This window comes from Martelella sp. HB161492 (genome assembly GCF_013184775.1).
GTDB lineage: Bacteria > Pseudomonadota > Alphaproteobacteria > Rhizobiales > Rhizobiaceae > Martelella.
The window spans coordinates 328942-346479 of record NZ_JAATVV010000004.1 but is presented as its reverse complement, the minus strand read 5'-3'; the positions used below and the strand labels follow the sequence as shown (position 1 = coordinate 346479).

Here is a 17538-nt window from a genome sequence, read left to right as displayed (position 1 = left end):
CCATGGATAAATCCTGTTTCTTCCTGTCCGCCGGTGGAACGGGCGGGCATGTCTTTCCTGCCGAGGCGCTGGCGCATGAGCTGACGGCGCGTGGGCATGCTGTCCATCTGGTGACCGACAGCCGGGCGGAGCGCTATGCCGGCAGATTTCCCGCCGATATTCATGTGGTGCCGTCCGCAACCTTCGGCTCGAAGAACCCGATCGCCCTCATCAAGGCGGCATGGACGCTGTTCATCGGCACCCGCAAGGCGCGGGCGCTGTTTTTCAAGCATCGCCCGGCGGCGGTGATCGGCTTTGGCGGCTATCCGACCGTTCCGCCGCTGATGGCGGCGACCAGTATCGGCATTCCTGCGATGATCCATGAGCAGAATGCGGTGATGGGACGCGCCAACCGCATGCTGGCACCAAGGGTGAAGGCCATTGCCGGCGGCTTCCTGTCGCGCAGCGACCCGCAATTCGGGGCAAAGATTTTCGAGACCGGGAACCCGGTCCGGCCTGCGGTTCTGGAGGCTGCGGCTAAACCCTATCGCCAGCGCCACCCGGAGGATGAATTTCATCTCCTGGTCTTCGGTGGCAGTCAGGGCGCGCATTTTTTCGCCGATGCCATTCCTTCGGCCCTTGCGGCCCTAGAAGATGAGGTCCGGCGGCGGATCGTCGTTACCCAGCAGGCCCGACCGGAAGATCTCGACAATGTCAGGGCGCGCTTTGCGGCGCTCGGCATCAAGGCTGCCGTAACGCCTTTCTTCAACAATATGGCCGAACTGATCGGCGAGGCCGATCTGGTGATCTCGCGCTCCGGCGCATCGACTGTGAGCGAGCTTAGTGTGATCGGACGCCCGGCCATTTTCGTGCCCTATCCGCATGCACTCGATCATGATCAGGCGGCCAATGCAGCCCGGATGGAGCAGGCAGGCGGGGCGCGGGTCATTCGCCAGGAGGAGCTTTCCGTCAGCATTCTTTCGGATTTGTTAACCAAGGCTGTGAATGATCCGGAGAAACTGCAGAAATCCGCGGCAGCGGCGCGGGCGGCCGGCAAGCCAGAGGCAACCAAGCGCCTGGCCGATCTCGCCGAGGCGCTGGCCAGCGGCGCACCACTTGAAGGAACAGAAAAATGAAAATGCCGCAGTCGATCGGTGTCGTCCATTTCATCGGAATCGGTGGCATCGGCATGAGCGGCATCGCCGAGGTGCTGAACAATCTCGGCTATCGCGTCCAGGGATCGGACCAGGCAGAGAGCGCCAATGTTCAGCGCCTGCGGGAGAAGGGTATCGACGTTGCCATTGGTCATGCCGCTGAAAATCTGAAGGATGCCGAGGTGGTTGTCGTGTCGTCGGCGATCCGCCGGACCAATCCCGAACTGGCGGCCGCGCGCGAGCGGCTGCTGCCGATCGTCAGGCGCGCGGAGATGCTGGCCGAACTGATGCGCTTTCGCGATGCGATTGCCATTGGCGGCACCCATGGCAAGACAACCACGACCTCGCTGGTGGCAACGCTGCTGGAAGCGGGCGGTCTCGACCCGACGGTGATCAATGGCGGCATCATCAATGCTTACGGCACCAATGCGCGCATGGGCGAGGGAGAGTGGATGGTGGTGGAAGCCGACGAATCCGACGGCACATTCCTGAAACTGCCCGCTGAAATTGCCGTCGTCACCAATATCGATCCGGAGCATCTCGATCACTACGGCTCCTTTGACAATGTCCGTTCGGCTTTTCGCCAGTTCGTCGAAAACGTTCCCTTCTATGGCTGCGGCGTGATGTGTCTCGATCACCCGGAAGTGCAGAGCCTCGTTGGCCAGATCGAGGATCGCCGCGTTGTCACCTATGGTGAGAACCCCCAGGCCGATGTGCGCTTTTCCAATATCCGCATGGATGGAACGCGCACCACTTTTGACGTTGATATCCGCCGCCGCCGCCGGCCCTCGGCGCGGCTTGAAAATCTCGTTCTGCCGATGCCCGGCCGCCACAATGTTTCCAATGCCACAGCGGCCATCGCCGTCGCCGACCGGCTGCATATCCCCGAAGATGCAATCCGCAAGGGACTTGCCGGCTTTGGCGGCGTCAAGCGCCGCTTCACGCTGGTCGGCGAATGGAATGGAGCGCAGATCTTCGACGATTATGGCCATCACCCGGTCGAAATCCGTTCGGTGCTCAGAGCAGCACGGGAGGCCTGCAAAGGCCGGATCATCGCCGTACATCAGCCACATCGCTATTCGCGGCTTTCAAGTCTGTTCGAAGAATTCATCGGCTGCTTCAATGATGCCGATACGGTTTTCATTGCCCCGGTCTATGCCGCCGGCGAGGATCCGATCGAGGGCGCAAATGCCGAAGCGCTGGTGGCGCGCATGCGTGCGGCCGGTCACCGCGATGCGCATGTTCTGCTATCGGCAGACAATTTGCCCTCAGAGGTTGCGAAGCTTGCAAAACCGGGCGATTTTGTCGTTTTGCTGGGCGCAGGCAGCATCACCACCTGGGCGGCGAAATTGCCGGCTGCGCTTGCTGATATTGCGTGAAGGATAACAGACAATGCTTGACGGCAAAGCGCTGATCGATCGTCTCGGCCCCGCTGTTTCTGATCTGCGTGGAAAACTGGTTCCCAATGCTCCGATGGACCGCATCACCTGGTTTCGCGCCGGCGGGCCGGCCGAACTCTTGTTTCAGCCGCTTGATGAGGATGATCTGAGCACGTTTCTCAAGGCACTGCCAGACGATGTACCACTGAGCGTGGTTGGCGTCGGCTCCAATCTTCTGGTGCGTGATGGCGGGGTGAAAGGTGTTGTCCTGCGCCTCTCGGCCAAGGGTTTTTCAGCGGTTGAGCGCGTTGGTGAGACGGCGATCCGTGTTGGCGCAATCACGCCTGACAAGCATCTGGCCGGCTTTGCCATGGATCAGGGCATCGGCGGACTGTCCTTCTTTTATGGCATTCCCGGTTCCATCGGCGGGGCGTTGAAGATGAATGCCGGTGCCAATGGCGGTGAAACCGCGGCGGTTCTTGTGGAAATCTACGGCGTCAATCGCAAGGGCGAGAAGGTGACCATCAAGAAAGCGGATATGCATTATGGCTACCGCCATTCCGAGCCACCGGAGGATGTCATTTTCACCGGTGCGCTGTTTGAAGGTCATGCAGAAGACCGTGACGTTATCCGCGAGGAAATGGATGCGGTGCGCGAGCACCGTGAAGCGGTTCAGCCGATCCGCGAGAAGACCGGTGGTTCAACGTTCAGGAACCCGCCCGACAAGTCTGCCTGGGAGCTGATCGATGAGGCCGGGTGCCGGGCGCTGATGATCGGCGGTGCCCAGATGTCGCCGATGCACTGCAATTTCATGATCAATCTCGGTCATGCCTCGGCCTATGATCTGGAATATCTCGGCGAGACCGTGCGCGAAGAGGTCTATCGCCATTCCGGCATTCTGCTTGAATGGGAGATCAAGCGGATCGGTGATTTTCTGCCGGGTCGGGCGGTCAAGCCTTTCGGTCCTGACAAGCTTGTCTGATGCGCTAGGCGGCACGGCGATATGCATGCGCTAACATATTGAAAACATGCATGCCTGTCGCTGTCGGCCAGCTCCGGCGCGATGCTGCATCGGCGAAAGATTAATATTTTTTTTCGCGCCGCCCGAATACCTGTCTGCGAAGGAAGAAAGCCATATGGCGCCGGGCTTTTGCCGCATGGCGGCATGGCCGAAAACTGTCATCCCGCAAATCGAAGCCGTCACCGGTTAACCAAAGTAAACGCTTCATTAACCATCCTGAGGCACTACTGGTCTCATGAATTTCCTGCTTCGTGCAGGGTGCTGATTTCAGGCAGCGGAGACACCGTTGCATGGGCTTGGGGATGGGCATGAACGCCTTGCATGTTGCAGTTTTGATGGGCGGATTTTCCTCGGAGCGGCCGGTGAGCCTCTCTTCGGGAAAGGCCTGCGCCGATGCGCTGGAGGCGGAAGGTTACCGCGTCAGCCGCATTGACGTCGATCGCAACATCGCGTCCGTCTTGAGTGCACTGAAACCCGACGTCGCTTTCAACGCATTGCATGGCCCCTTCGGCGAGGATGGTCTGGTTCAGGGCATTCTTGAATATCTCGAAATCCCCTATACCCATTCCGGCGTTCTGGCCTCCGCCCTGGCGATGAACAAGGTGCAGAGCAAGCGGATCGTCAAGGCCGCGGGCGTACCGGTTGCCGAAGACCGTGAAATGATGCGTTTCGATATCGGCCCCGAGCATCCCATTCAGCCGCCTTACGTCATCAAGCCGGTGAATGAAGGGTCATCCTTCGGTGTGCTGATTGTCCGTGAAGATCAGGAAACGGTCCCGCAATCCGTGACCGCATCCGACTGGCCCTATGGTGACCGCGTCATGGTGGAGCGCTATGTTGCCGGCCGTGAATTCACCTGCGGTGTCATGGGGGACGCGGCGCTCGGTGTCACCGAGATCGTGCCGCAGGGCCACAGCTTCTATGATTTTGATGCAAAATACCGTCCTGGCGGGTCAAAACACATTCTTCCGGCGGATCTTAAACCAAATATTTACCAAAAGATTCAAACACTCGCAGTTCAGGCACACAAGGCTATCGGTTGCCGCGGCGTATCCCGTTCGGATTTCCGCTTTGACGAAAGCCTTGGCGATGAAGGTCTCATCTGGCTCGAAGTCAACACCCAGCCAGGCATGACGCCGACCTCGCTTGTTCCGGAAATGGCCGCCCATGGCGGCTATGCATTTGGTTCTTTTCTTCGGTGGATGGTGGAGGACGCTTCGTGTTCGCGATGACCGGCAAACAAGGCGGATATGACCGCACGGAACGCTCCGCAGCGCCCGATGGCGCCCGGTCGTTGCCGCGTCCGGCTCGCCGTGTTGCACGGTCGCTGTCGAACCTTGCAACCGGCCGCACGCCGATCCCGCGCCATCTCGGCAGTGTCGTGGCCGTGGTGTTCTTTGCCGCCTGCGGCGTCAATGCCGTGATGGTTGCCGGCAATGGCGAACAGCTGTCGCGCGCTGCCATCGAGCTCAGCGGCTTCTCGATCGACGACATCCAGATCTCCGGCAATGTCGAGACCTCCGAAATTGCCGTGCTGCAGAGCCTGGATCTCGATACATCGATTTCGCTGCATGGTCTGGATATCGACCGCGCCCGTGGCCAGCTTCTCAATCTGCCCTGGGTCGCCGATGCCGATATCCGGAAGATCTATCCGAACACGCTGAAAATCTCGCTGAAAGAGCGCAAGCCCTATGCGCTGTGGCAGCAGGAAGATGGCAGCCTGCTGATGATCGAGGAAAGCGGCAATGTCATCGGTGCACTCACCGAAGCGAAATTCCGTCGCCTGCCTCTGGTTCTGGGGCAGGGCGCCAATCTGGCGGCGAAGGATCTCGACAGCCTGCTGACCAGCTGGCCGGAACTTTCAAACCGGGTTCGCGCCTACAAGCGTATCGACGGCCGCCGCTGGGATATCTATCTCGACAACGGCATGATTGTGAAACTGCCGGAGACGGGCACGGACGCTGCGGTCGCAAGGCTCAAATCGCTGGAAGAGACCCGTCAGATTCTCGAGCGCGAGATCGCCGCAATCGATCTGCGTCTCGACGACCGCATTGCCATTCAGCTGACGCCGGACGCGCTGGAGCGCCGCGACGCCGAGGTTGAGCAGCTCAAGAAAAGCTTCAAGAACAAGGGAGTGCGTCTATGAGCTTGTTCGGCTCCTCTCAATCGGGTCTGCCACGTGTTCGCGCGCCGTCGTCGAAGCGTACCCACATTGTCAGCGTGCTGGATATCGGCTCCTCTAAGGTGGTCTGCATGATCGCCCGGCTGACCCCGCGCAGCGAGAGCAAGGTTCTACCCGGCCGCACCCATGCGATCGAGGTGATCGGTATCGGCCATCAGCGCTCTGCCGGCATCAAGAACGGCGTGATCGTTGATCTGGACGCGGCTGAACATGTCATCCGCCTTTCCGTCGACGCCGCAGAGCGGATGGCGGGCCTGACGGTTGACAGCCTGCTCGTCAATGTTTCGGCCGGACGGCTGACCAGCGACACCTATTCCGCCACCATCGATCTCGGCGGTCAGGAAGTGGACTCCTCGGATCTGAAGCGGGTCCTGTCGGCGGTTTCGCGCCGTTCGATGAGCGAGGAACGCCAGGTTCTGCACTCAATGCCGACGGGCTTCACGCTGGATGGTGAACGCGGCATCCGCGATCCGCTCGGCATGTATGGCGAAAATCTCGGCGTCGATCTTCACGTCGTCTCGGCGGAACGCCTGGCGCTGCGCAATCTCGAGCTGTGTGTCAACCGTGCGCATCTGTCGGTCGAAAGCATGGTCGCAACGCCCTATGCCAGCGGTCTGGCCGCGCTTGTCGATGATGAAGTCGAGCTTGGCTGCGCGGCGATCGATATGGGCTCCGGCACGACGACGATCTCGGTCTTTGCCGAGGGTAAGCTGGTTCATACCGACGCCATCAGCCTTGGCGGACGTCATGTGACGACAGATCTCGCCCGCGGTCTTTCGACCCGGATGGAAGATGCAGAAAGGCTGAAATGCGTTCACGGTTCGGCAATTGCCTCGAGCCTGGACGAGCGTGAACTGATCTCCGTCCTGCCGATCGGCGAGGATGAGCGCGATCAGCCGCGCCAGCTTTCCAAGGCGCTCGTCTCGCGCATCGTCAAGGCGCGCGTGGAAGAGACGCTGGAACTGATCCGCGACCGTATTCAGCTTTCGGGGCTTTCCTCGGTGGTTGGCAAGCGCGTCGTGCTGACAGGCGGGGCGAGCCAGCTTATCGGGCTCAGCGAACTGGCCCGGCGGATCCTGAGCCGCAATGTCCGGATCGGACGCCCCATGGGCGTTGCCGGATTGCCCCCGGCGGCCAAGGGACCGGCATTTTCGACCGCAGTCGGACTGCTGATCTATCCGCAGGTGGCGGAGAATGAATTCTACGGCCGGGACCAGCGCGGTTTTGCCGTATCGGGAGGCGGTGGACGACTCGCTCGGGTCGGCCAATGGCTCCGGGAAAGCTTTTAACGAACACAAGGAATTGGCCGACTTGGCGGTGCGGCCTTAGCGAGAAGGAACGGTAAACATGACAATCACGCTTCAAAAGCCAGATATTACCGAGCTGAAGCCTCGGATCACTGTTTTCGGCGTCGGCGGCGGCGGCGGCAATGCGGTCAACAACATGATCACCGCAGGCCTGCAGGGTGTCGACTTCGTTGTCGCAAACACCGATGCTCAGGCGCTCACCATGACCAAGGCCGAACGCGTCATCCAGCTTGGTGTCGGCGTCACCGAAGGTCTTGGCGCCGGATCGCAGCCGGAAGTCGGTCGCGCTGCTGCCGAAGAATGCATCGATGAAATCATCGATCACCTGAACGGCACGCATATGTGCTTCGTCACCGCCGGCATGGGTGGTGGTACCGGCACTGGCGCTGCTCCGATCGTTGCCCAGGCCGCCCGCAACAAGGGCATCCTGACGGTCGGTGTTGTCACCAAGCCGTTCCAGTTCGAAGGCGCGCGTCGCATGCGGCTCGCCAATTCCGGTATCGAGGAACTGCAGAAGTCCGTCGATACGCTGATCGTCATTCCGAACCAGAACCTGTTCCGGATCGCCAATGACAAGACCACCTTTGCCGACGCCTTCGCGATGGCCGACCAGGTGCTCTATTCCGGTGTTGCCTGCATCACCGATCTGATGGTCAAGGAAGGCCTGATCAACCTCGACTTCGCCGACGTTCGTTCGGTGATGCGCGAGATGGGCCGCGCCATGATGGGTACGGGTGAAGCTTCGGGCGAAGGCCGCGCAATGCAGGCCGCTGAGGCTGCAATCGCCAATCCGCTGCTGGATGAAACCTCCATGCGCGGCGCGCAGGGCTTGCTGATCTCCATCACCGGTGGCCGCGACCTGACCCTGTTTGAAGTTGATGAAGCCGCTACGCGCATTCGCGAAGAAGTCGATCCGGACGCCAACATCATCCTCGGCGCAACCTTCGACGAAGATCTGGAAGGCATTATTCGCGTTTCCGTGGTTGCCACCGGTATCGATCGCGCTGGCGTCGAATCCGATTCGGACGGACCGGAGACCCGCCGCGAAACCCGCCCGGAAATCCGCTCCAGCAACGCTGCACCGACCTCTGCGCCGATCGCCGCTGCGCCGCAGCCGCGTCATGACCCGATTGCTGACACGATCCGCTCGGCCGAAGCCGAGATGGAACGTGAGCTGCAGATGGCCGTGAACCGTGCGCCGCAGGCCCAGCCGCAGCAGCCGCAGCCGCGCCAGGATGCCTTTGCCCCCAAGAGCCAGCTCTTCGGCGGTGAAGCACCCCGTCAAGCCGCTCCGCAGCCGCAGCCGTCAATGGCGCGTCCGCAGGTTAATGTGCAGCAGGCACCGGTCCAGCAGCAGCCGGCCCAGCAGCAGCCGATGCATCACGAACCCGTGCAGACCCGCCGCATGCCGGAAGTCACCGATTTCCCGCCGATGGTTCAGGCCGAGATGGATCACCGCGTCCAGGCGGAACGTCGTGTCGAACATGAAGAGCGCGGCCCCAAGGCCCTGTTCAAGAAGATCAGCCACTCGCTTGGCCGTATCGATGAAAGCTACGACAACAGCCAGGCAGAACCCGCTCCTGCGCCGCAGCATAATCCCTATGCTCCGCGTCGGGCCGAGCCGCAGCAGGCTGCACCGCAGCAGCCGCGTGCACGCCAGGATGACGATCAGTTCGATATCCCGGCCTTCCTGCGTCGCCAGGCAAACTGACCAGAAGGGATCGTGAAGAAAAACCGCCTATAACGTTTCTTCTCCCGACGAAAAGGCCCGGCTGCGACCCCGCAGCCGGGCCTTTTGCGGCTTTCGTAACAAAGCGAAAGAAACAGTGATTTGGTTTGTCGCGCTCTTATCCGTAAAACACGATCAACGAGATGCTGTTGCGACTCGTACGGGTGTTTGCGTCCGCAATGTAAAACGCTTTTTGCAGGCATCGCCCGGACCGTTGATTTCTCGGAGGCTCTCCCGGATGTCTCCAGCAGCAGCGTTCAAGGTTTTTGAGTTTTAAGGGTTTTGAAAATGCCGACAGCTTTTGTGGGACAACAGACGACGATCACGCACAGCATGCGCGTGGAGGGTATTGGCGTTCATTCGGGAAAGCCTGTCGCGATCACTTTTCATCCTTCCATTGCTGGCGCTGGTATCGTTTTTGAGCGTCTTCGCGATGGCCGGGTCGTCAGCGCCTATGAAGCGATTTCTGAAAATGTCGGCCCCACTGACCTGTGCACCGTTCTCGGGAGCCGGCCGGATGAATGGATCGCCACGATTGAGCATGTGATGGCAGCTGTCTACGCGCTCGGTGTCGACAATCTCCGCATTGCCGTCGAAGGTGGTGAAATGCCGATCATGGACGGCAGTTCACGGGTTTTTGTCAATGCGCTGAAGGATGCCGGCATTGTGAAGCTGGCTGAGCGCCGTGGCTATATCCGCGTTCTCAAGACCGTTCGCGTCGAGAAGGGTGCCGGCTGGGCGGAGTTCAGCCCCTATGACGGGACGCATTTCGACGTTGAGATCGATTTTGATTCGCCCGCGATCGGACGGCAGAAGTGGCAGGGCAACATGACGCCGGAAACCTTCCGCCGCGAATTGGCCAGTGCGCGCACTTTCGGTTTCATGCGGGATGTTGAGCCGATGTGGGCGCAGGGCTTTGCGCTCGGCTCCTCGCTCGAAAATTCGGTTGTCATTTCCGATGATGACAAGGTCATCAACCCGGAAGGTCTGCGTTTCGTTGACGAGTTCGTGCGCCACAAGACGCTGGATGCCGTTGGTGATCTGGCCATGATGGGCAGCCGCTTTGCCGGTGCCTTCCGGTCCTATCGCGGTGGCCACAAGCTGAATGCCATGGCTGTTCGCGCCCTGCTGGAAACACCCGGTGCCTGTGTTTTTGTCGCGCCGGAAGTCGGTGGCCTGAAAGAGCGTCATTCCATTCAGCTCGTTGCATCGGCCTCGCTTTCCTGAACAATTGCAAAACGATCGTTGTCGAATTCCAATCAGGTTGTTTATAAGTTCTTTGACAACTGATACGGGTATAGTCTACTAACGAAACTATAGCGTTCGGCCACAAAAATGTTCGTTTTTGCCCGCACCACGTTGCTCTCACCCGTGGTATATGCGTAAAACGTCAGCATAAGGCAGAGGCGCTTCGTGTCGGGCGCGGACAGGGCATAGGAATGATTCTTTCGAAAAGCAGAACGCTCATCTCGACGCTGCGTGCAGCAGCAATTCCGACAGCGATCATTCTTGGGGTTGGTTTTACCCTGGGAAGCTGCTCGAGAGACAAGGATGTGGACATCACCACCCTGCAATATGAGGGTGACTCGCCGCAGAAACTCTATGACGAGGCGCTGGCCAATATCCAGGCCGGCAATACCAGGGAAGCGCTGCGCAAGTTCGCCGCGATAGAGCAGCAGGCTCCGCTGTCTGATCAGGCGCGTCAGGCGATGGTCATGGAGACCTTCCTGCAATATCGTATCGGCAAGTTCGATGCGGCAATTACGGCTGGTCAGAAATATCTGAAGACCTATCCGAACTCCAAGGATATTCCCTATGTGGAGTTCATGGTTGGCATGTCCTATGCCAAAAAGATCGCCAATGTGACGCAGGACCAGTCGGCAGCCGAAAGCACCATCAATGCGATGGAAGAGCTGATCGATCAGTTTCCTGATTCGGACTATGTCGATCAGGCCCGTGAGCAGATCCGATTCGCCCGCGACCAGCTGGCTGGCAAGGAAATGCAGGTCGGCCGCTATTATCTTGAGCGCAAGGACTATGTTGCGGCGATTTCGCGCTTCAACGTCGTCGTCGACAAGTATTCTGACACCAACCAGATCGAAGAAGCGCTTGAGCGTCTCGTTGAAGCCTATTATGCAATGGGTGTCATTTCCGAGGCGCAGAACGCAGCCTGGGTTCTGGGTCACAACTATCCGGACAGTCCCTGGTATCAGCGTGCCTACAAGCTGCTGAATTCGAAGGGGATCGAGCCGAAAGCCAAGGCAACGGCAGCGCCGGCCGCGAAGAGCTGAGCCGACTGCCTCTGCCCTTCACGCGGAGCGCACAGGGATGCTCGTCCAGCTTACCATCCGTGATATCGTCCTGATTGACCGCCTCGAGCTTGATCTCGAGGGCGGTCTTTCGGTGCTGACGGGCGAGACCGGGGCAGGCAAATCCATCCTGCTGGACAGCCTGTCGCTGGCGCTCGGCGCGCGCGGCGATGGCGGGCTGGTTCGGCATGGCCAGGATCAGGGGCAGGTGATCGCGGTCTTTGATGTGCCGCCTGGTCATCCCGTCCGCAACTTCCTGCGCGAGAACGAGCTTGATGATGACGGCGATCTGATCTTCCGGCGGATGCAGTCAGCGGACGGGCGGACCCGTGCATACATCAACGACCAGACGGTCAGTGTCCAGCTGATGCGTCAGGCCGGCCATATGCTGGTGGAAATTCACGGACAGCATGACGAGCGTGCGCTGATCGATACCGATGGCCATCGCCGCCTTCTGGATGCTTTCGGCATGCTTGGCGAAGAGGCCGAGGCGCTTTCAGGTCTCTATCGCGGCTGGCGTGATGTCGAACGACGCCTGAAACAGCACCGTGCGCGCGTCGAGGAGGCTGCCCGTGAGGCTGATTATCTTCGAGCGTCTGTTGAGGAACTGCAGGCCCTGGCTCCCATTGACGGTGAGGAAGAGGAACTGGCGGAACGCCGCGCGACGATGATGAAATCGGAGCGGATTGCCGGTGATATCTCGGAGGCGCTGGAATTCCTGAATGGCAATGGCTCGCCCGTGCCGATGATCGCCTCGCTGGTGCGCCGGCTTGAGCGCAAGTCGCATGAGGTGCCCGGGCTGCTGGAAACATCGGTCAATCTGCTGGACAGCGCATTGGAGCATCTGTCCAACGCGCAGATGGAAGTCGAAGCCGCACTGGAGCGGACTGCCTTTGACCCGAAAGTGCTGGAGCAGGTGGAAGAACGACTTTTCGCGCTGCGCGGCGCATCACGGAAATATAACGTTGCGGTGGCAGAACTGCCCGCACTTGCTGCCAATATGGTGGCCGCGCTTGAGGATCTCGATCAGGGCGAAGCGCGCCTGGTCGCACTCAGCGAGGAGCTCGCGGTGGCGCGAAACGCCTATTTCACGGCTGCAGAAAAGCTGTCGGAAAAACGGCGCGCGGCCGGTGAGCAGCTGGCGGCTGCCGTGATGGCGGAACTGCCGGCGCTGAAGCTCGAGCGCGCCCGTTTCATGGTCTCGCTCGAAAGTGATGCGGAAAGGGCCAGTGCTGAAGGCATCGACACGGTTTCCTTCGAGGTGCAGACCAATCCCGGCTCGCGCGCCGGACCGATCATGAAGGTTGCCTCGGGGGGCGAACTTTCGCGCTTCCTGCTGGCGCTGAAGGTGGCGCTTACCGACAAGGGCTCGGCGCCGACGCTGGTGTTTGACGAAATCGACACGGGCGTTGGCGGGGCGGTGGCGGATGCAATCGGCCAGCGGCTGAAGCGGCTGTCGAAAAAGGTGCAGGTGCTCTCCGTCACCCATGCACCGCAGGTGGCTGCGCGTGCCCATGGTCATTTCCTCATCTCCAAGGGCATGACCAAGGATGGTCACGATGCTGTCGTGACCCGGGTCGAGATCATCGGGCCCGATGCGCGCCAGGAGGAGATCGCCCGCATGCTGGCCGGTGCGCGGATCACTGAAGAGGCCAGGGCTGCCGCAGCCAAGCTGCTGTCGGACGACGGCTGATATGTGAAACTTCCGGGGACGGCACGCTTTCGTTTGGCGCGAGGGATTACGCTTTCACAACAATTGGGTTAGCCTCTATTTTCGGTTGAACCTGTTTCGCATTGCCCTGAAAGCGTTTTTCAATGCATGATTTCCTGATTCATTACTGGCCTCATATTCTTGCCGTTCTGTCTTTCGTGTTTGGCGCGACGGCGGCCATCCATGCGGCCATGACCAAGGACGAGGTCCGTGCTGCCATCGGCTGGGTCGGGGTGATCATGCTGTCGCCGATCCTCGGCGCGTTCATTTATGCAATTGCCGGCATCAACCGGATGCGGCGCGCTTCCATTACCGATAGGCGCAGCGATCTGCGCGACGAGATCAGTCGCGAGGAAGAGCTTCACGGCGTCTGCAACGCCGACATCATGTCTGGCTTCGGGCCGCGCATGGTGGCGATGTGGCGGCTCGGGACGAAGGTTGCCGGCGTGCCGGCGACGGAATGCAATCATGTGCAGATGCTTTCATCCGGCGATGAAGCCTATGCGGCGATGATTGCGGCGATCGAGAAGGCCGAACGCTCGATCCTGCTGGAAACCTATATCTTCGATTCCGACAGTATCGGCCGCAAATTCGTCGATGCGCTGGCCGATGCGGTCAAGCGCGGGGTTGAGGTTCGGGTGCTGGTCGATTCGGTTGGTGCGCGCTATTCGCGCCCCTCAATTGTCGGCCTGCTGCGCGAACGCAATGTCCGTACGGCCACCTTCAACGGCGCGGTGCTGCTGCGCATGCGGCTGCCCTATGCCAATCTGAGGACGCACCGCAAGATTCTCGTCATCGATGGCGGCATTGCCTTTGCCGGCGGCATGAATATCCGTGCAGCCTTTACCGGTCCGGATGCAGCCCATGATACCCATTTCCGGCTGGAAGGCCCGGCCGTGGCGGATTATTTCGCGGTGACTGCGGAGGACTGGTTCTCCGAGACCAAGGAGCTTCTTTCCGGGGATGCCTGGCGCGTGGTCGACAACCACCCGGAGGGCAGGGGCGTGATTGCCCGGGTCGTGCCGTCCGGTCCGGACCGCAATGTCGGCAATAACAACAAGATGATCATCGGGGCATTGTCCGTGGCGGAAGAGACGGTGATGATCATGTCGCCCTATTTCCTCCCGGACCGCGATCTGGTTTCCGCGCTTGCAACAGCGGCGCGGCGCGGCGTCATCGTCGATATCGTCGTGCCGGACGACAACAATCTGAAGACGGTCGATCATGCGATGACGGCGCAGTTCGACGAGATCATTCGTGATGGCAGCCGGATCTGGCGTGATCTCGGGCCTTTCAATCACTCCAAGCTGATGACGGTCGACGGGAAGTGGTCCTATCTCGGTTCGACCAACATGGATTCGCGTTCGCTGCGGCTGAATTTTGAAACGGATCTGGAAGTGTTTGATGAAGCCTTTGCCGCCGATATTGCCAGCCGCATCACCGCCGCGCGGGAACGCGCGCGACAGGTGACGCGTGAGATGCTGGCAAGCCGTCATTATTTGCGTAAATTGCGCGATCGCCTGTTGTGGTTGGGGCTGCCCTATCTCTAATATTGCCGGGCGATCCTCAGCCATTTCGGAAAATCAGCTTCGGCAATGCAATGAAGACAAAGAAACCAAACCTCGCAGATTCAGTGATGCGGTCAATGCGCGAGAACGGGCGGCGCCCGGAACACGCTGTGCGGCTTGAGGGTGAGGGGCTCAGGGTCGCGACCTACAATGTCCACAAATGCGTCGGGACCGACCGCAAGTTCGATCCCGACCGGACCTTTCAGGTCATCCGTGAAATCAATCCCGATCTGATTGCGCTGCAGGAAGCGGATACGCGGTTCGGCGAGCGGACCGGGCTTCTGGATCTGAAGCGGATCGAGGTGGAGACCGGCCTTGTCGCCGTGCCGGTGCGCGCCAGTGCCAAGGCCCACGGCTGGCATGGCAATCTGGTGCTGGTGCGTGATGGTGCGGTGCGCGATATCCTGCGCGAACCGCTTCCCGGGCTTGAGCCGCGTGGGGCACTCCTGACCGAGATCCTTCTCAATAGCGGGGTGTCGCTCAGGATTGTCGCCGTGCATCTGGGGCTGTTGCGCTGGGCACGGCGCCAGCAGGCCGAACACATCCTGTCGCTGCTTTCCCGGCGCGACGAGGCGGCAACACTGATCATGGGCGACATGAATGAATGGCGGCTCGGCAATGGTTCGGCGCTGACCCGGTTCGAGCGTGCCTTTGGCGATCTGCCGCCGGCCCGGGCGAGCTTTCCGGCGCGCTGGCCGGTTCTGGCGCTGGATCGCATCATTTCCAATCGCAGCGGCATTGTCCGTGATCTTGCCGTGCATGATTCGGCGCTGTCGCGGCTTGCTTCCGATCACCTGCCGCTGACGGCGCTGATTGATACCAAGCAGCTTGATCCCCAGGTAGAAATCGACACCAGACTTTCGTCGGCGGGTTAAGCTTGTCGCCGCCATAGTCAGACGCTAAGACCGCCTGTGATTTGATGCTGTCGGCTGCGAGAAGCGATCGCGGCGGATAGGTTTTGCTTTCAGGGAATGAGAAAAATGGGCACGGACACGATTGCCGTCGATGCGCTGACGAAAGAAGAGGCTCAGGCCGAGCTCGAACGGCTTGCCGCCGAGATTGCCCGCAATGACATGCTCTATCATGGCAAGGATCAGCCGGTGCTGAGCGATGCCGATTATGATGCACTCAAGCGGCGCAATGATGCGATCGAAGCGCGGTTTCCCGATCTGGTGCGCACGGACAGCCCGTCTCAGCGTGTCGGTGCAGCCCCGTCCGAGACCTTTGCGCAGGTCGTCCATGCCGTGCCGATGCTGTCACTCGACAATGTGTTTTCCGACGAGGACGTGCAGGATTTTGTCGCTTCGGTTTATCGCTTCCTCGGCCAGATGCCGGATCAGTCGATTGCCTTTACCGCCGAACCGAAGATTGACGGCCTGTCGATGTCGCTGCGCTATGAGAACCGGGTGCTCGTTTCCGGTGCGACGCGCGGTGACGGCACGACGGGCGAAAATGTCACCGCCAATGTTCGCACCATTGCCGAGATTCCCGACCGGCTGCCCGAAGATGCGCCGGATGTGGTCGAGGTGCGCGGCGAAATCTACATGGCGAAAAGCGATTTTGCCGCGTTGAACGAGAAGCTGGCGGCGGACGGCAAGCAGACCTATGTGAACCCGCGTAACACCGCCTCCGGTTCGCTGCGCCAGCTCGATGCGAAAGTGACGGAACGCCGCAAGCTGAAATTCTTCGCCTATGCCTGGGGCGAAATGTCGGCGATGCCAGCAGACACACAGAGCGGCATGGTCGAGACATTCAAAAGCTGGGGCTTTCCGGTCAATCCGCTGACCCGGCGGCTTGCAAGTGTCGAGGCGCTGCTGGATCACTACCGCGAAATCGGCGTTATTCGCGGCGATCTCGATTATGACATTGACGGTGTTGTCTACAAGGTCGACCGGCTCGACCTGCAGCAGCGGCTGGGGTTCCGTTCGCGCAGCCCGCGCTGGGCAACAGCGCATAAATTTCCGGCCGAGCAGGCGATCACGCGACTGACAGGGATCGATATCCAGGTCGGGCGTACCGGAGCGCTGACGCCGGTGGCGCGGCTGGAGCCGGTGACGGTCGGCGGCGTGGTGGTGACCAATGCGACGCTGCATAATGAGGATTATATTCTCGGCAAGGGCGGCAATGGCGAGCCGATCCGCGACGGGCGCGATATTCGCATCGGCGATTATGTCATCGTTCAGCGCGCTGGCGATGTCATCCCGCAGATTGTCGACATCCTGCCGGAAAAGCGGCCCGAAGATGCAAAGGCGTTCGAGTTTCCGACCGTGTGTCCGGTCTGCGGTTCGCATGCGGTGCGTGACGTCAATGAAAAGACCGGCAAGCTCGATGCCGTGCGTCGCTGCACCGGCGGTTTTGTCTGCCGGGCGCAGGCCGTGGAGCATCTGAAGCATTTCGTTTCCCGCAATGCCTTTGATATCGAAGGGCTTGGCACCAAGCAGGTCGATTTCTTCTTCGAGCAGGAGGATGAGGCGCTTGCTATCCGCACGGCGCCGGAGATTTTCACGCTGGAACGGCGCCAGCAGGAAAGCACACTGACAAAGCTTGAGAATTTCAACGGCTGGGGCAAGACCTCGGTGACCAATCTCTACGCCTCCATCAACGCGCGGCGTGAAATTGCCCTTCACCGCTTCATCTTCGCGCTCGGTATCCGCCATGTCGGCGAGACGACGGCCAAGCTCCTGGCGCGCTCCTATGTCAGCTATCAGCATTTCTTCGCGGCGATGACCGAGGCATCGGCAGGAACGGGCGAAGCCTGGGATGAGCTGAACAATATTGACGGCATCGGCGCTGTGGTCGCCAAGGCGCTGACCGACTTTTTTGGCGAGAAACGCAATCTCGATGTGATCGGCAAGCTTCTCGAAGAGGTGACGCCGCTTGATGATGCGCACAAGGTCGATGACAGCAGCCCGGTTGCGGGCAAGACGGTGGTTTTCACCGGCTCATTGGAAAAGATGACCCGTGATGAGGCCAAGGCACGAGCGGAAAGCCTGGGCGCCAAGGTGGCGGGCTCGGTGTCGAAGAAAACCGATATCGTCGTGGCGGGGCCGGGGGCTGGCTCCAAGCTCGCCAAGGCGCAGCAACTCGGCATCACCACGATGGACGAGGATGAATGGCTGGCGCTGATCGGCGGTTGATACGGCCTGACCCTCGGGCCGGCCGCCTTGTTTCGTTCTGGAGCCTTCCTATCTTCCGGTAA

13 protein-coding genes are annotated in these 17538 nt (G+C 60.3%); all 13 read left to right on the top strand.

Features of this window, described 5'->3' with window-relative positions; genetic code table 11:
* The first annotated feature begins 2 nt into the window (after positions 1 to 2).
* The 13 genes from murG (at position 3) to ligA (ending at position 17476) form a co-directional block, all read left to right on the top strand.
* Positions 3 to 1115, top strand: coding sequence for an undecaprenyldiphospho-muramoylpentapeptide beta-N-acetylglucosaminyltransferase (gene murG, locus HCK86_RS09145; RefSeq protein ID WP_176084147.1), 1113 nt, complete (start codon positions 3 to 5; stop codon positions 1113 to 1115).
* Positions 1112 to 2512, top strand: a complete 1401-nt coding sequence (murC, locus tag HCK86_RS09140) for a UDP-N-acetylmuramate--L-alanine ligase (RefSeq protein WP_176084146.1) — start codon at positions 1112 to 1114, stop codon at positions 2510 to 2512. The genes murG and murC overlap by 4 nt, the downstream gene beginning before the upstream one ends.
* Before the next feature lie 13 nt (positions 2513 to 2525).
* Positions 2526 to 3494 (top strand): UDP-N-acetylmuramate dehydrogenase, encoded by a 969-nt coding sequence (gene murB, locus HCK86_RS09135; RefSeq protein WP_176084145.1) that lies wholly within the window; start codon positions 2526 to 2528, stop codon positions 3492 to 3494.
* 347 nt (positions 3495 to 3841) lie between these two features.
* Complete coding sequence (locus tag HCK86_RS09130; protein WP_176084144.1) at positions 3842 to 4765, top strand: D-alanine--D-alanine ligase; 924 nt, start codon at positions 3842 to 3844, stop codon at positions 4763 to 4765.
* Entirely contained in the window at positions 4762 to 5679 is a 918-nt protein-coding gene (locus HCK86_RS09125; protein WP_176084143.1) for a cell division protein FtsQ/DivIB, read from the top strand. Before HCK86_RS09130 ends, HCK86_RS09125 begins: the two co-directional genes overlap by 4 nt.
* Complete coding sequence (ftsA, locus tag HCK86_RS09120; protein ID WP_176084142.1) at positions 5676 to 7004, top strand: cell division protein FtsA; 1329 nt, start codon at positions 5676 to 5678, stop codon at positions 7002 to 7004. Before HCK86_RS09125 ends, ftsA begins: the two co-directional genes overlap by 4 nt.
* Positions 7005 to 7062: 58 nt before the next feature.
* A complete protein-coding gene (gene ftsZ, locus HCK86_RS09115; RefSeq protein WP_176084141.1) occupies positions 7063 to 8733 on the top strand; it encodes a cell division protein FtsZ in 1671 nt (556 codons plus the stop codon).
* A 306-nt stretch (positions 8734 to 9039) separates the two neighbouring features.
* Positions 9040 to 9978 carry a UDP-3-O-acyl-N-acetylglucosamine deacetylase gene (gene lpxC, locus HCK86_RS09110; RefSeq protein ID WP_176084140.1) on the top strand — a complete coding sequence of 313 codons (939 nt, stop codon included), beginning with the start codon at positions 9040 to 9042 and terminating at the stop codon, positions 9976 to 9978.
* A gap of 212 nt (positions 9979 to 10190) precedes the next feature.
* On the top strand, positions 10191 to 11042 hold the full coding sequence (locus HCK86_RS09105; RefSeq protein ID WP_176084139.1) for an outer membrane protein assembly factor BamD: 852 nt from the start codon (positions 10191 to 10193) through the stop codon (positions 11040 to 11042).
* A 37-nt stretch (positions 11043 to 11079) separates the two neighbouring features.
* A complete protein-coding gene (recN, locus tag HCK86_RS09100) occupies positions 11080 to 12753 on the top strand; it encodes a DNA repair protein RecN (protein WP_176084138.1) in 1674 nt (557 codons plus the stop codon).
* 122 nt (positions 12754 to 12875) lie between these two features.
* Positions 12876 to 14321, top strand: a complete 1446-nt coding sequence (locus HCK86_RS09095) for a phospholipase D-like domain-containing protein (RefSeq protein ID WP_176084137.1) — start codon at positions 12876 to 12878, stop codon at positions 14319 to 14321.
* A gap of 95 nt (positions 14322 to 14416) precedes the next feature.
* On the top strand, positions 14417 to 15214 hold the full coding sequence (locus HCK86_RS09090) for an endonuclease/exonuclease/phosphatase family protein (RefSeq protein WP_246739517.1): 798 nt from the start codon (positions 14417 to 14419) through the stop codon (positions 15212 to 15214).
* A gap of 105 nt (positions 15215 to 15319) precedes the next feature.
* Positions 15320 to 17476 carry an NAD-dependent DNA ligase LigA gene (ligA, locus tag HCK86_RS09085; RefSeq protein WP_176084135.1) on the top strand — a complete coding sequence of 719 codons (2157 nt, stop codon included), beginning with the start codon at positions 15320 to 15322 and terminating at the stop codon, positions 17474 to 17476.
* Positions 17477 to 17538: the final 62 nt, after the last annotated feature.

Coding starts and splice junctions, on each gene's coding strand:
- murG (WP_176084147.1), top strand. CDS start 3: ATGGATAAATCCTGTTTCTTCCTGTCCGCCGGTGGAACGGGCGGGCAT.
- murC (WP_176084146.1), top strand. CDS start 1,112: ATGAAAATGCCGCAGTCGATCGGTGTCGTCCATTTCATCGGAATCGGT.
- murB (WP_176084145.1), top strand. CDS start 2,526: ATGCTTGACGGCAAAGCGCTGATCGATCGTCTCGGCCCCGCTGTTTCT.
- HCK86_RS09130 (WP_176084144.1), top strand. CDS start 3,842: ATGAACGCCTTGCATGTTGCAGTTTTGATGGGCGGATTTTCCTCGGAG.
- HCK86_RS09125 (WP_176084143.1), top strand. CDS start 4,762: ATGACCGGCAAACAAGGCGGATATGACCGCACGGAACGCTCCGCAGCG.
- ftsA (WP_176084142.1), top strand. CDS start 5,676: ATGAGCTTGTTCGGCTCCTCTCAATCGGGTCTGCCACGTGTTCGCGCG.
- ftsZ (WP_176084141.1), top strand. CDS start 7,063: ATGACAATCACGCTTCAAAAGCCAGATATTACCGAGCTGAAGCCTCGG.
- lpxC (WP_176084140.1), top strand. CDS start 9,040: ATGCCGACAGCTTTTGTGGGACAACAGACGACGATCACGCACAGCATG.
- HCK86_RS09105 (WP_176084139.1), top strand. CDS start 10,191: ATGATTCTTTCGAAAAGCAGAACGCTCATCTCGACGCTGCGTGCAGCA.
- recN (WP_176084138.1), top strand. CDS start 11,080: ATGCTCGTCCAGCTTACCATCCGTGATATCGTCCTGATTGACCGCCTC.
- HCK86_RS09095 (WP_176084137.1), top strand. CDS start 12,876: ATGCATGATTTCCTGATTCATTACTGGCCTCATATTCTTGCCGTTCTG.
- HCK86_RS09090 (WP_246739517.1), top strand. CDS start 14,417: ATGCGCGAGAACGGGCGGCGCCCGGAACACGCTGTGCGGCTTGAGGGT.
- ligA (WP_176084135.1), top strand. CDS start 15,320: ATGGGCACGGACACGATTGCCGTCGATGCGCTGACGAAAGAAGAGGCT.